Source organism: Rosistilla oblonga, assembly GCF_007751715.1.
Lineage (GTDB): Bacteria > Planctomycetota > Planctomycetia > Pirellulales > Pirellulaceae > Rosistilla > Rosistilla oblonga.
The window spans coordinates 3275758-3290087 of record NZ_CP036292.1; the positions used below are offsets into that span (position 1 = coordinate 3275758).

General features: G+C 58.2%; 14 protein-coding genes. 5 read left to right on the forward strand and 9 right to left on the reverse strand.

The window, feature by feature from the left end:
* Positions 1-73 precede the first annotated feature (73 nt).
* The 5 genes from CA51_RS11620 to CA51_RS11640 form a co-directional block, all read right to left on the reverse strand.
* On the reverse strand, positions 74-310 hold the full coding sequence (locus CA51_RS11620) for a hypothetical protein (protein WP_145120719.1): 237 nt from the start codon (positions 308-310) through the stop codon (positions 74-76).
* 9 nt (positions 311-319) lie between these two features.
* A complete protein-coding gene (locus CA51_RS11625) occupies positions 320-739 on the reverse strand; it encodes a hypothetical protein (protein WP_145120721.1) in 420 nt (139 codons plus the stop codon).
* Positions 740-903: 164 nt separating this feature from the next.
* Positions 904-1341 carry a CsbD family protein gene (locus CA51_RS11630; RefSeq protein ID WP_145120723.1) on the reverse strand — a complete coding sequence of 146 codons (438 nt, stop codon included), beginning with the start codon at positions 1339-1341 and terminating at the stop codon, positions 904-906.
* Between the two features lie 501 nt (positions 1342-1842).
* A complete protein-coding gene (locus tag CA51_RS11635; RefSeq protein WP_145120725.1) occupies positions 1843-2412 on the reverse strand; it encodes a PRC-barrel domain-containing protein in 570 nt (189 codons plus the stop codon).
* A gap of 111 nt (positions 2413-2523) precedes the next feature.
* Positions 2524-2727, reverse strand: a complete 204-nt coding sequence (locus CA51_RS11640; RefSeq protein WP_145120727.1) for a CsbD family protein — start codon at positions 2725-2727, stop codon at positions 2524-2526.
* A 556-nt stretch (positions 2728-3283) separates the two neighbouring features.
* Here CA51_RS11640 and CA51_RS11645 point away from each other — a divergent pair.
* Entirely contained in the window at positions 3284-3859 is a 576-nt protein-coding gene (locus tag CA51_RS11645) for a Dps family protein (RefSeq protein WP_145120729.1), read from the forward strand.
* A gap of 56 nt (positions 3860-3915) precedes the next feature.
* The gene (locus CA51_RS25825; RefSeq protein ID WP_197451764.1) at positions 3916-4092 is read left to right on the forward strand and encodes a hypothetical protein; all 177 of its coding nucleotides are present in this window, start codon (positions 3916-3918) and stop codon (positions 4090-4092) included.
* A 66-nt stretch (positions 4093-4158) separates the two neighbouring features.
* Here CA51_RS25825 and CA51_RS11650 read toward each other — a convergent pair whose 3' ends face one another.
* Positions 4159-5316: a hypothetical protein gene (locus tag CA51_RS11650; RefSeq protein ID WP_145120731.1), complete on the reverse strand. Its 1158-nt coding sequence runs from the start codon at positions 5314-5316 to the stop codon at positions 4159-4161.
* A 399-nt stretch (positions 5317-5715) separates the two neighbouring features.
* On the opposite strand from CA51_RS11650, the gene CA51_RS11655 reads away from it, so the two are divergent.
* Both CA51_RS11655 and CA51_RS11660 read left to right on the forward strand, forming a co-directional pair.
* Positions 5716-6666 (forward strand): ferredoxin--NADP reductase, encoded by a 951-nt coding sequence (locus CA51_RS11655; RefSeq protein WP_231746138.1) that lies wholly within the window; start codon positions 5716-5718, stop codon positions 6664-6666.
* A 5-nt stretch (positions 6667-6671) separates the two neighbouring features.
* Positions 6672-6986 (forward strand): hypothetical protein, encoded by a 315-nt coding sequence (locus CA51_RS11660; RefSeq protein ID WP_145120733.1) that lies wholly within the window; start codon positions 6672-6674, stop codon positions 6984-6986.
* A gap of 27 nt (positions 6987-7013) precedes the next feature.
* Here CA51_RS11660 and CA51_RS11665 read toward each other — a convergent pair whose 3' ends face one another.
* The 3 genes from CA51_RS11665 to CA51_RS11675 all read right to left on the reverse strand — a co-directional run bounded on the left by CA51_RS11665 (position 7014) and on the right by CA51_RS11675 (position 12553).
* Complete coding sequence (locus tag CA51_RS11665; RefSeq protein WP_145120735.1) at positions 7014-8585, reverse strand: sulfatase family protein; 1572 nt, start codon at positions 8583-8585, stop codon at positions 7014-7016.
* Positions 8586-8649: 64 nt separating this feature from the next.
* Entirely contained in the window at positions 8650-11496 is a 2847-nt protein-coding gene (locus CA51_RS11670; RefSeq protein ID WP_197451765.1) for a c-type cytochrome domain-containing protein, read from the reverse strand.
* Positions 11497-11656: 160 nt separating this feature from the next.
* On the reverse strand, positions 11657-12553 hold the full coding sequence (locus tag CA51_RS11675; protein WP_145120739.1) for an alpha/beta hydrolase: 897 nt from the start codon (positions 12551-12553) through the stop codon (positions 11657-11659).
* A 564-nt stretch (positions 12554-13117) separates the two neighbouring features.
* Here CA51_RS11675 and CA51_RS11680 point away from each other — a divergent pair.
* The gene (locus CA51_RS11680) at positions 13118-14329 is read left to right on the forward strand and encodes an HD domain-containing phosphohydrolase (protein ID WP_145120741.1); all 1212 of its coding nucleotides are present in this window, start codon (positions 13118-13120) and stop codon (positions 14327-14329) included.
* Position 14330 lies beyond the last annotated feature (1 nt).

Consider the following 14330-nt stretch of genomic DNA (forward strand, 5'->3'; position numbering starts at 1 on the left):
ATTCGGTTGTGTAAATTGGACGAAGGTAGGCCGCAGCGACGCGACTCGCCGGCTGTCGCCGACCTTCGCTCGGTTAGCGGTTTCCGGATCGTTTCACCAAGCACCCGATGACAACACCCAACACGGTTGCTGTCGCCACGGCTACCATTGGGTAGCGGCCTACCGCGCCGGCAAGGCGTTGGTCGAGCGAGCGTTTGCGGCTGTCGATCAAGCCCTCTTCGGATAGCGATTGATAAGCGATGTCCCACGCTTCGTCTCGCGTCGGAGGTTTTGAGCTGGATTGGAAACGGTTGTTGGCTGGAGCGATCATGGTTTCGTTCTAAAAGGCTTGAGGAGTCGTCGAGTTGTGAGAGCCGAAGCCGCTCGTCCGCGACGTCAGGACTTGGGAAAGCTGCCGCGTCGCCATCGTCATTCCCGATCGCAGGGCGAGCGTGAAAACGGCGCCCATCACGCCACCCAACATGCTTTTCTTGGGAGGCGATGGTGCGGGCTCGTTTACCGCGCTGCGGGTGTGAACTACCGTCTGGCGGCTCGTTTTCGCTGGGACCACGATGTAGCCGACGATGCTCGCCACCGTTAACAGCGGCCACGGATTCTTCCGCATGTGATACCGCCAGTCCAACAGATCGTGAGCCTGAGCGCGGGCCGCGTCGACGTCGTGCGGCAGCGCGGTGCGGATCACCTGCATCTGATGCCGGATTGCCTCGGATTGTTTTCGGGTTGCGAGTGTGTTTGCCACGGGGAAGGTTCCTGTTCCTGAACTGGAGAGTGCGGGCCGCACGGGTGCTGCGGCCTATCGCGCCGCCGGTGCAGCGAGTGTCGCGACGGCGACAGCGGTCAGGCGTGCTGCTGACGACGCGTCGCCGGCGGATGCGGTCTATCGATGCGGGCGGTTGTCGCCCATTAACGGCGACCTTTCATGAAGACGATTGCACCGGCAGCGATCCCCAATCCGAAGGCGATCGCCAGCGATTCGGCGGGCCGTGTTCGGACCGTGTGAGCCAGTCGTTCGCTGTAGTCGCCACTCAGCTCGCTCGCCCGGCGGTAGTTCTCCTTCACGTATTCCCCGGCGTCAGCAGCATATTGGCTGGCGACATCGGCGTACTGTTGCGCTGCTTGCGAGACCTGATCGCCGATGCGACTGCCTTCGCCGACGGCCCGCGACAGGAACTCTTCCACTTCGCGCCGCGACGCTCCGGTCTTCTGCTGTACCACGCCCACCAGCTGTTCGGCCGATCCGCGGGCACGACTCAGATCGTCGTCGGTCAGTTGCCCCCAGTTTTCCTGCAAGCGACCTTTGACCTCGTTCCACTGTCCCTTCAATTCTTCGCGGGTGATCATTTCAGTAACTCCATTAGTTTGATACTTGTTGTTCGGTTCAGCACTTTGCGTGGTGCTCTACACGGGATTGGTAATGCATTTCCCATGCCAACGGTCTGATCCCCGGTAAACGAGTCGGATAGTCGTTGTGATGTGGCCCAAAGTCCGTCACGCTGGCCGACAGTCGATCAACGGTGACGTCTCGGTTACGCCGCAAGCTCGGCTCGCGCGGAGACTTGTCGCGAACCAACAGCTCAAGAACTGTGGCGTATCGATACGGCGAGTTGTCGCCGTGATCCCCGCCGCAATCGGCTGTTGGTAGGTGAGGAGAAGGCTCGTAGCACACGCTCCGGCAACGCAGATATGACGCCGTTACGACAAGCGGTTGGCGCTGGCAAGCCGTCGGGCGGATCGGCGCACGAAAAAAGCCGCGAGCCCGAAGATAGCGGGGCTCGCGGCATGATCTCGACTAAACGTTGCGACATTTCGCAACAGTAGAGTCAGTCGGTTGTGGGGCCGGTATTATTCGTCGCGGTCGCCACGAACATCGACCTTAACTCCATTTCGATTCACGTCGACGTCGACGCGTCCGCTGCCGGTACGATCACGGCGATTGATCTGGTAGCGTTTGTCCAGATCACGCGTGAAGTTCTTGTCGGCGAAGTTAGGCCAGTTTTCTTGGTCGAAGCCTACAGCCCCTTCCATCTGCTGTTGCGTAACGTTCAATACGAAGACCATGTCCCCCTTGTCGCCCGGATCGTCGGGGTTGCGTTTCACCTTGAACGCATCAAACGGGACGGCAAACAACTTGTCGCCCAACCCCAAGAAGCCGCCGTACGTTACCGCCGCATACTTTACTTTGCCGGTGGCAGCATCGAGCACGATATCGTTGATCTCGCCGACGCCTTCACCACGATCGTTCTGGATATCCATCCCGATCAATTGGCTTACGCGAATGTTTGCGCCTTGCAGCTTTTCATCGAACTGGCCAACTCGCTTGCCTTGCGTGCGGTTTTCGTCAGCTGTTGCCGTGAGCATGCCAACGCTCAGCACCATCGCCAACGCTGCTGTCAGACTTGTAAATCGTTTCATCGTTTTCACCTGTTGATTTTGAGTTTGGTTCTGAGAAATGAAGCTCTGTCGCTTCGGTTGTCGTGAATCGCGTCCGACCTGCGATGGCGGGCGGGATCCTTTTTGATTAGTTCAGCAGTTGCAGGAGCCTTCGAATTCGCGGACCTGCTTTTCCGCTTCGTCATTAGCAATCCCGTATCGCTCTTGGACTGTCCCGACCAATTGGTCGCGTCGTCCTTCGATGCGGTCCAGGTCGTCGTCGGTCAAGTCGCCCCACTTCTGTTGCGCCTTGCCTTTGACTTGTTTCCACTTGCCTTGAATTTGATCCCAATTCATCGCAATCTCCATTTTCGTTTGGGGTTCGTTAAACAGTTCCGAACTACCGACACGGTAGGTCGCACTCTGTTTTCGTAAACGTAAAAGCCGTTTGCTTTTCTCGTCTGGCGAAGTTGCGCCGGACGTTGCTGTCGAAGATGCATAGTGCGTGCCAAAAAGATCTGCTGTTTGGAGCCAGCGGTGAGAATCTTCGGCAAGTTGCGGTTTGTCGAGCGTTGCAGTCGAGAAACAGTTGACGATTTGCTTCCGACCCGCAGCGAACGCCTAAAGAGTCGTGACCTTAACGGAAGCATTCGCCGGTGAGGGCTGATCGATTAGCGGTCAGGGCGGCATCGATCGAATCAGACGACGCGTTCGAGTGAGCATTTAGGCGAGCCTGACCTATGCCAGCGCGAATGGCCCGCAGTTTGCATTGTCTTGCCAGTCGAGAAGTTGGCCGCGGCGGTGGACCGCCAGCAATCGCGGGGAACGCCGCGCCGACTCCAACAAATATTTGAGGCCGGCTTCATTGATGAGCCAGCGAACTCTTCTAATCACCAATCCACTGGAGCAACCGATGTCGACGACAACCGAACCCGTCAACGTTAATCCGCAACTGAGTCGAGTCGAAACCGAGGTCCGGCAGACCGAAGAGTTGGTCGACATTCCGATCGGCCTGCCGCGCGACGAGCGCGAGAAGACCGTCTATCAATTGAATCAATTGCTGGCCGACAGCATCATGCTGAAAGACATGTATAAGAAGCATCACTGGCAGGTCGCCGGACCGACGTTCTATCAGATCCATCTGCTTTTGGATCGGCACTACGGCCAACAGGTCGACATCGTAGATACCGTTGCCGAACGCATTCAAGTGCTTGGTGGAGCGGCTCGCGGGATGCCAGCGGATGTCGCGGAGAAGTCGCAGATCACGCATCCACCTCGCGGCCGGGAGGTGTTGACCGATCAACTGACCCGGTTGTTGCAAGCCCATGAAACGATCTGCAACTACTGTCGTTTCATCGCCAAAGCGATCGGAGAACGGGGCGATTTGGGGACTGAAGACATGGTCGTCGGTGATGTGCTGCGAATCAACGAGTTTCAAGCCTGGTTTGTCGCAGAGCACCTAGCACCGGTACCGTTGGAAAACAGCTGAGTCTTCCCGCTCAGTGCGATGAAGGAAAGAATTTTAAACCACTCAGGAGAAATATGATGAGCAGTTCAGCCCACGATTCGACTCACCGATCTACCGTTCCCACGGACAAGAAGAAGCACGACCCGCCGCTCGACAAAAAGGCGCCGGGAGCCGTCTTCCTGCTACCAGCACTCACCTTTATGGTCGTGCTGGTACTGGGAGTCGCAGTGTTTGCACTCTTCCGGGCGTGGTAAACGAAGTAACGATTGATCCCGCGAGCCACGGCGGGTGGAATCGCTGGAGCGGCCGTAGCCGGGCGGCTACATTCCGCCGGGCATACCGGGCGCGATGCCGAACTGTTTCATCATCGGGCCCATTTGTAAAACGACTTGGAAGATGACAGCGTCAAATGCTTGTTGGTCTTGCGCCGCGAGCAAGCCGTCGACAACGGTTTCAATCTGAGCGGCTTGCGCGTTCGCTTGCTCTCCGAAAAACGATTCGAACTGCAGACCGGCCGCTTGCAGATTGTTTGTCCAGTCGTCGGCGATCTTATCGGACACCCAACGCTGTTCGACTTTCGACCAGGTGTTGTTGTAGTCAGCCGCCGGATCTTGGACGGTTCCGTGGGAGTCGTCGGTCTGTTCGATTTGCATCCGTTCGATGTTGGGGGCTTTGGGAGACTTGCCTCGTGTCGCTTCCAACAGCTTCCGCATCGGACCGGCCAACTCGGGCGAAACCTCCGCGATCAGAGCTCCCAACTCGGTCTGGCTGACCTTCTCGTGAGAGAGTTGTCCTTGCTGCATGATCGTCGCCAGTTGGTCGACCAGCGGAGAGACGCCGTCGCGGAGGGAGTCTTTCATTGGCGCTGGAAACGAAGCGAGCATCGAACTGCCCATCAGCAGCGATTGCTTTTCTTGAAGGACTCGAACCACTTTGGTCAGCAGACCGATGCGAGCGTCCCACTGCGATGCGGGGATTTTGCCGGTGAGATCGGTTCGCATCTGATCGATGTCACTTTGGTAACTGGCGGGCAACGCGTCCCAATAAACGCGAAGGTGCCCGCTGGACGATTGATCCAGCAGATGTGCAACCGTCGCTTTCAGATCCATGCCATCGGTCATCGGTTGATACTCAACCACCGCTGGCAGCGTCGACGTCGTTCCGTCGGCATTCGGTTCTGCGGTGGCAGCCATCGCCGCGGCGTCAGCAGCTTGTTGCAGTTCTTCGACACGTTGCATTCGCTTCGCGTCGACCTCCTCGGTCAACTTCTGCAATCGAATCCGACTCTCGGCGTTCATGTTCAACAGCGTGATCGCAGCTCGCCGGCCGTCGGATCGTTCGAAGATCGCCGCCTTGCCCCACATGCCGCGGAACTTCGCTTCGAACTGTTGTCCGTTGAGGGTGGTCCAAGTCTCGGCGTGCGCGGCCGCGCCGCTGGTCAGCAAAAGTGCAATCAACGCACATCGTCGGAAGATCATTGCTTGGTTCTCAAAAATCGAATTTGAAAGGAGTCCGCTAATCGGCGTCTCGGGACAAATTTGCTCTACATCGGACGGAAGCTAATGGAGCGATCGTGCCCGCCAACCGCCGAGTGTCTTGCTCATGGGGATCGAATTCACCGGTATCGAGTCCGGAATGCAGATCGACCTCGCCGTGAGATGACAATTTTACTTAGACTCGCCTCACGAATCAGCCGTCCCGATGGCGATTGGATTCGTATTGTAGGATAATGTTCAGCGATCTGCGTTGTCCACTTTGCTTTCCAGTTGAATTGGCCGCCACGTCACGAAGCTTGGATCGACGGCGATCCAAAGCATCGGGGCACCGATCGAATCCACAGGCACTTGAAGACAGACCGTCGAAAGGGGTTCCGAAGCGTGAACAAGATCGTCGCAACACCGCCAACGCAGGCGGAAATCGAAACTCTTCGCCGTACAACGTACAACGCGACCTTGATTCAACGGATCGATATCCACGAGGATTTGGCGTTGTTTCGGATCAAGCCCGATACGCAAACAGTGCCGTTCCAGCCGGGCCAGTATCTAACCCTTGGATTGGGATACTGGGAGCCACGGGTTCAGCCAACACAAGAGGAACTGCTGGAGCCGAAGAAGTTGCGGAAAGTCGTCAAGCGGGCGTATTCGATCTCCTGCCCGATGTTGGACGGACTGGAGCAGTTGGCACCCTGCAGCGAATTGGACTACTACGAGTTTTATGTCACGCTGGTCCGCCGCGCCGATGCACCGCCAGCTCTCACGCCGCGGCTGTTCCATATGCAGGAAGGGGATCGGATCTTTGCCTCGCCGCGGATCGTCGGGACTTATGTGCTGAGCGGAGTTCAACCGGACGAAGACGTCGTCTTTTTTGCAACCGGGACGGGCGAGGCGCCTCACAACGCGATGAGCGCGGAACTGTTGAGCCGCGGGCATCGGGGGCGGATCGTTTCGGCGACTTGTGTGCGGCTGCGTCGCGATCTCGGCTATCTGGCCGCCCAAATGCGACTGTCGACCAAATACACGAACTACCAATATCTGCATTTCACGACGCGGGAAGCCGAAAACACAAACCCTGGTTTTCCCGGTTTCGTCGGCAAACAGCACCTTCAACAGGTGGTCGAATCGGGGATTTTCGAAGCTGCTGCCGGAATGAAGTTGGATCCCGAACGGACTCACGTCTTCCTGTGCGGCAATCCGGCGATGATCGGCTATCAACCGCCGGGAGCTCCGCCGTTGTCATCCCCTGGAATGCTACAGGTCTTGAAAAAACGCGGCTTCCACGACCATGGCGAGGATGGGCCCGGACAGATTCGATTCGAAAAGTATTGGTAGCAGCGATGGACAGCGAATTAGAGACGTCGACCGACGCGGCGCCGCAGGCGAAACCGCCGCGGTTTCAGATCAGCATTCGAACGATGCTGCTGCTGACGCTGGTCTTCAGCGTGATGTCGGCCGGGTTGTTTCACGCTTCGCGAATTCCGAGCATCAACGCGGAGATCGCGTCGATGTCGCAGCGGGCTGGCAGCGGGCAAGGCTCCGACCGCTTCCTGCAGATCGTCTTCATCATGTTCACCTATTCGATGCCGCTGCTGATGGCGGCTCTGCTGGCAAGCATGTCGACTATTTGGCGGTGGTGGCAGCGAAGTCGCTAGCCTCGCTGCCCCACGATCTGGCCTCCGCTAAGAGGCTTTTTTTGCCTGCGGTTTGCGATTTGCCGCGGGACGTTTTCGTACCCGCGCCGCAGGATCGTCGTCGGTCACTTCGTAAAGCGTTCGCAATCGCTGCAGCTCGTCATGCATCTGGGCCTGCACCTCGGCGTAGTCCGGATTGCCGTAGACGCTTTTCAGTTCGTTAGGATCCTTTTCCAGATCGAACAGTTCCCAGTCGTCGATCGCTTTCCCTTGGTAGGCGTAGAAGTGGATCAGTTTGAATTTGCCGTTGGTCACGCCGTAGTGCCGGGCGACGTTGTGAGCACCGGGGTTTTCGTAATATTGGTAGTAGAACGATTTACGCCAGTCGTCCGGCGTTTCCCCTTGCAACAGCGGCTTCAAGCTGCGGCCTTGCATGTCCGCAGGAATTTCAACGCCCGCCACGTCGAGAAAGGTCTCGGCAAAATCGAGGTTAGAGACGATGTCGTCGTTGGTCGTTCCCGGTTTGACTTTTCCTGGCCAACGGACCAACAGCGGCGTCTTCAGCGACTCCTCGTACATCCAACGCTTGTCGTACCAGCCGTGCTCGCCGAGATACCAACCTTGGTCGGAGGAATAGATCACGATCGTGTTGTCGGCCAATCCGGTTTTGTCCAAATAATCGAGGACCTCGCCGACGCCATCGTCGACACTTTTGACGCATCGCAAATAGTCTTTGACATAACGTTGGTACTTCCAACGAACGAGTTCTTCGGACGTCATCGATTCGCGAGCTTTGCGGAACGCTTCGTTTTTAGGACCGTAAGCCGCATCCCAAACCTTGCGTTGTTCGGCATTCATCGTCCCGTAGCCCGACAGCTTTAGATCGTTGTCGTTTAAGTGTTCTTTGATCGTCATCGTCTGCCGCGATGCCGATGCGGTGCGGCCCGAATAATCGTCCCACATCGTCTCGGGTTCGGGGATCGTGACGTCATCCAACCAGTTGAGATATTTGGGGGCGGGCATCCAATTGCGATGCGGCGCCTTGTGTTGGTACATCAACATGAATGGCTTGTCGGCGTCGCGAGTCTCTTTCAACCATGCGAGCGTCTTGTCGGTGATGATCTCTGTCGTGTATCCGGTATGTCGCCGCGTGACAGGTTGGTTGTCGGGGCCGGCCGTGATCATCGGCGGGTTGTAATAGGGCCCCTGCCCTTTCAGCACGTCGTAATAGTCGAACCCTTGCGGCGTCGATTCGAGATGCCACTTGCCGACGATCGCCGTTTGGTAGCCAGCTTTCCGCAACATCTTGGGAAACGTCGGTTGATCGCCGTTGAAGGCGAACCCGTTTTGCAGGAACCCGTTGATGTGACTGTATTTGCCCGTTTGAATCACCGCCCGACTGGGACCGCAGATCGAATTGGTCACATAGCAGCGGTCGAACCGCATCCCTTCGTTTGCAATCCGGTCGAGGTGCGGCGTCGTGATCCGCGTCGGATCGTAAGCGCTTAACGCTTGTTCGCAGTGATCGTCGGTGAAGATGAACAGGATGTTCGGACGTTCGGCTGCGGTCAAACCCGCGGTCATGCAAAGGGTCGCCAGTAGCAAGTGGAATCGTCTCATGAGAGCTCCTGTGGTGATGGAAGTACGGAAGTCATATCGCTGGCATTATGGTCTGCAAGCCGCGTCAGTGGCGAACCTTTAATAGGATTGGCCACGTCGTCGGATTGCCTTTGACGATCGCCCGCAGGTGAAACAAGCGTTCGGTTTCGGGGACCCACGGGGCTGCGGTGATGAAAAATTCGCGTTCGGTTTGCCCCGCCGGGATCATCAGCCCGTTGAGCCCAATGTTGTCGACGTAGACGCCGTGAGGCAAGTTGCGGCCCGAGTCGGCTTTGCCAAAGTCGATTCGGCCGGTGAAGTCGCCGCGTTGGGCCAGCAGCCGCGCGGTGATCGTCTCTCCCGGATGAATCACCAATTCGAACGGATGATAGGGATCGCGGCGGACCACCGCGGGGGCGTTATCGTTAGACGTGTCGGATTCGTTCTGGCTGTCGGAGGCCGCGGCGTCCCAAGTGATCGGCGCGTTCAAGTCGACTGGCATCAAGTGAACCATCAGCGAATCGTCGGCGACGATCTCCAGTTTTCCCAGCTCGCCGATCGGCGTTCGGACCTCGTCGTCACCGATCATCGCCGACGCGAACAATGTCACCGGTTCAGCATCAGCCGGCGGAGTGGTCGCCGTTGGCAACGCGGTGATCGTACCGATGGCTTCGATCTGTCCGGCTTGAATCGACAGCGGCATCGAGGCGACAAAACCGGCGGGAAGGTTTTCGATCCCGATTTGGATCGGCCCGTCAAAGCCGTCGTGGCGCACCGCGCGGACGACAAACTCGCCACCGGCACCGGGACGAATCTTCAGATCCTTGGAGACTATCGAAACGTCAAACCTCGGATTGGGCCTTCGCACCGTCAGGTCGTAACGGTAATCGTCGCCGCCAAAACGCCGCGCATCGCGGACGCGGATCAGATATTCGCCATCGGATGGCGCTGTAAAGGTGAGCCGCGAATCGCTGCCGGCCCGTCGTTGGGGATCGTCGTCGTTTTCGTAGAACACGGTAAACACGGGCAGCCCATTGGGCAGCGGTTCAGCCGACGGAGGCAGCGGCCGAACGATGTAAGCAGGTTCGCCCAGGGCATGTGATGTTGCGGTGGTTCCAAAATACGTGGTGCGGTTTCCTAAGCCAGGATAGACTTCGAAGCCGGAATCGGGGCCACGCGGATAGAGCCACAGTCGGACGACCTCGCCGCTGCTGTAGAGATATTCGTTCAGCTCCATCTCCTGCCAGTTGTGCAGGCGAAAGTCGCCGGTCTGCGTGCTGTTTTTGCCGCGGAAGGTAAAGTAGCTGTCGCGGACGGCTTGCAATTGCACGCGCCGGATCGCTTCCCCTTTTGCATCGAGGACTTCGATAAACGAATCCAACGGCGACTTCTGTTCCGCCGCGGCGATTTCGATCTGCAGCACGTCGCCCGCCGCCGCATGGACCTTAAAAAAGTCCGATTCGCCGTAGCCGTCGGCCGCCAAACGGATCACTCCGGAAGTCTTCGAGGGCCAGCCGATCGATTGTGCTTGCTTGGGCGAGTCGTTGGGTTCGGTCTCGCTTAGCGGTTCCGGTTCGGCTTCGGAGCCTGGCTTCGGCGCTTCGGCGGGGGCCGCCGGCTCGGTGTCATCTGTTTTGTCTTCGGGTTCGCTCGCCGGAAGCGGGAAGCGGTGCAGCCGGCCATCGGCGGTTGATGCCAGCAGGGTCTTACCGTCGTCGATAAACTGCAGTCCGGTCGCAGGCGTCGGCAGCGCCGGAAACTGGTGCGACAGCCGACACTCGTCGCGCTCCCAAACTTTGATCGAACCATCTTCGGCTGCGGTGCACAGCAGATCGCCAGCCGGATTGATCGCCAACGCGACGATCGGACGCTCGTGAGCAAACCGTGCGATCGCCAACGGGCTGACCTTGGCTTCGCTGTGACTGGCGAGATTCCAGACTCGGATTCGATTGTCCGCACCGGCGCCGATCACCTGCTTGCCATCAGGGGAAAAGCGGACGCAATATTGTTCGGCTAACGGTTGCCCCAGCGTGTCGAGCCGCTTGCCCGACGCGACGTTCCATAATTTGATCGTCTCGTCGCCGCTGGCGGTCGCCAACACCTGACCCGTGGGATCGAAGCGAACCGCGTAGATTGGGCCGTTGTGTCCATCGAGCGTCTTCGTCGGTTTGTCGCTATCGCGGTTCCAGATCCGAACGATTCGATCGTATCCGCCCGCCGCAATCGTTTGATTGTCGCGGGTGATGTCGACGGCATAGATCGTGTCGCTGGGCGTTTCCCAACGGTTGACGAACTTCGCTTGCTGCAGATCCCACAAACCAACCTGCCCCGCCACGCCGGTGATCCCGCTGGCGACAAGTAGGTACTTTTCATCGTGCGAAAATCGGACCGCATTGACTTTACCAGGCAACCCTTCGATCTGAGCGATCAATTGTTCGGAGCCCGCATCGACGATATCGACGCGGCCGAACTTAGCCAATGCCAACTGGTTTTTACCCGCTGCGAAATCGATCGCATCGATCCGCTGCTCGCTTCCCGGAACAGGATCGACTTTGGGGAACATCGGCGCCATCGGCTCAGCCGTTGTAGGTTCGGCTCCCGGCGGCTTCGCTCCCTCGGCCAGCCACAGTTCGATGATTTCCAGATCTGCTTCGGACGGTTGTGGTTGGTCGGCTGGCGGCATCCGCGGTTCGGTTGTCCCACGCATCAGCGCCAACAACTGGCTCGCCGCTGGATCCCCGGGAACGATAAAGGGAGCGTCGCCGACGACTGCGGGAAAGTTATCCCAAACGTCCAACTGGACCTCGCCCGCTGCATCGCTTTCGTTGTGGCATGCGACGCAGTAGCTTTCGAGGATCGGGACGACTTCGCTGCGGAAATCGATAGCTTCGTCGGCGATCGCCGCGACAGATGTCAGAAGCCAGCAGGACATAACAATCGAAACAGCCGGTCTCATCTTGTGAGAACTCCTTCACGGGGACGCGGTATAGGCGGGGAGAGGTCGATGGCCGAATTGGCCGAGGGAATCATCGGGGCGGGGTGGGATCCGACGCGTCGCCGCAGCAACGCGTCGGCAGATCAAAGTTCAGGCGTTAGGGGAGCAGTCCCAAAGAAACCATCCAGTCCTGGCATCGCTGCGGCCACTGGGCGACGGGGTTTTTCGAGGGACGCATTCCGTATCCGTGGCCACCCTTGTGATAAACGTGCAATTCGCAAGGGACGTTGTTCTGCTTCATCAGGATCAACAGCAGCGCCGCACCGATCGCTCGGTCGGCATCGTCGTAGCTGATCGCGACGAAAGTGGGAGGTGTTTCGGAATCGACAGTGACCTGCGGATCGAGTTGAGTTTTGTTTTTCGTGTCGACCAGATAGGCGGGATAGATTGGGATCAGAAAGTCGGGGCGGCAGCTCAATTTGTCCGCTTCATCGATCGGCTCGTAAGTTGTGTCGCGGAAGTGGGTTCCCGCCATGACAGCCAAATGGCCGCCTGCGGAGAAGCCGAGCATGCCGATGCGGTCGGGGTTGATCTTCCAGTCCTTTGCCTTGGATCGGACCAGGCGGACGGCCCGTTGAGCGTCTTTCAGCGGGATCGCATGTGGCGCGTCGGGATTGCGTCGCGGCACGCGGTACTTCAACAGGACCGCCGAAACACCGATCGAATTGAGCCACTCGCAGATCTCCGTCCCCTCGTGGTTGTAGGCCAAGATGTTGTATCCGCCTCCGGGACAGACGATCACTGTGGTGCCAGTCGATGCCGGTTCGGGGGCGGGATAGAAGGTCAGGATCGGTGTCGCGATATCGGTCAAGCGAATGATCGGATTCGGTTCTTCCTGAGGCCGGGTGGGCAATTGCCGTTCGGGCCCGACGGAGCTGGTTTCGCCCGGGGCTTCTTGAGGCCACAGTCGCACCGTCTCAAGCTCCGCTGCGGTTCCCGAACCAATGTTGCAAATCACGAATACACACCCGACAAGCGAGGCCAACAACTTCATTACGATAAACTCCAGGTGACGATAGCGAACCAGTTTGAGGTTTCTGACTATCGTAACCGATCGGGCGTTGATCGTGGCAACGAATTTCAGCTCGCCGCGCTGCGAATCGTGGATTGAACCGCCCCGCAGCAACTGAAGCTGCCGCCGACGTTTCGTTTAACCGCGTGCCCAGCGGGCCGCGCTTTCGAGGTCGGCTAAAGCCTTTACTCCAACGCGCGGGGCGTTGCCGCCGCGGTTAAACGATTGCGGCGGTGGACGCTTCGTTTAACCGCGTGCCCAGCGGGCCGCGCTTCTCGCGAGGTCGGCTAAAGCCTTTACTCCAACGCGCGGCGGTTGAACGAGTTTGCGCAGTGCGGGAGTGGGCGGATCGGCAGCGCTCCGGTGTCCGCGATGCCGCCAATCATATTCGGCAGAACAACCGCAACCGCTAAGACTGTTGCAAACCTTCAGTTTGCGGAGGTTGTCTCGGCGTGAAAGGACAAGATTCGGCGAACATTCAATATTCGTAACCAACAATTCATTCAGGCAACGATAAATCATGTCTCTCCGTTTAGTTTGACATTCATGAGCACGGCAACTCTTCCTCCTCAGCGACCGACCGAATCGGCAGCGCCTCGTCCCGACAGTGGACAGCGTCCGGCAGGTCCTCCCAACGCGAACGGTCAAACCCGTTCGCCGCGGATCATGATCGTCGATGATGTGGAGGTCAACATCCTCACGGTCCAAGGCTATCTAAAGAAGGTTGGTTACCGCGATTTTGTCACGACCAGCAATCCGCACGACGCGTTGAAGCTGATCCACGATGCAAATCCCGATGTGCTGCTGTTGGATATCCAAATGCCCGAGATCAGCGGCTTGGATATTCTTCGCGTGATGGGGGCCGATCCGGTCCTGCAGCATCTTCCGGTCCTCGTCCTAACCGCCGACCAAGACCCTGTCACCAAACAACGAGCACTCGATCTCGGCGCAAACGATTTCTTGCAAAAGCCGATCGATCCGCACGACCTCGTGCCACGCGTTCGCAACGCGCTGGTCCTTAAAGCTCACCACGATCAACTGTCGCGTCAGGCGACTTGGCTGGAACAACAGGTCAAGGCGCGAACCGCGGCGCTGTTGGCATCGCAACAACAATTGATCCTCAGTCTGGCTCGCGCGGCGGAGCATCGCGACAACGACACGGCGAACCATGTGATTCGCGTGGGTCGTTACGCTGGCGTGATCGCGCGAAAGCTGGGCTATCTAAGCAAGCGGATTCCGATGCTGGAACTTGCGGCTCAGCTGCACGATGTTGGCAAGATCGGTATCCCCGACGCGATCCTCTTAAAACCGGGAGCGCTGGAGCCGGACGAATACGAACTGATGAAAAATCACTGCTCGTTTGGCCGCAAGATTATCGCGCCGATCTCGGGCAAGGATCTGGAAGTGCTGAGAACGCACGCCACGCTCGGCAACCAAATCCTCAAAGATCCCTGTTCGCCACTGCTGAAACTGGCCGCCAAGATCGCTCAATGTCATCACGAGCGTTGGGACGGCAAAGGATATCCGTTGGGACTGGCGGGCAACGATATTCCGATCGAAGCCCGAATCGTTTCGATCGCCGATGTCTACGATGCGCTCTCGAGCAAACGGCCCTACAAAGAACCGTTTCCTCGACAGAAGTGCTTCGACATCATTCGCGAAGGCCGCGGTACGCAGTTCGACCCGCAGTTGGTCGATGCGTTTTTCAGCTGCTCCGAAGAGATCATTCAGATCCAGCTGGAACTGATGGACGACTGAT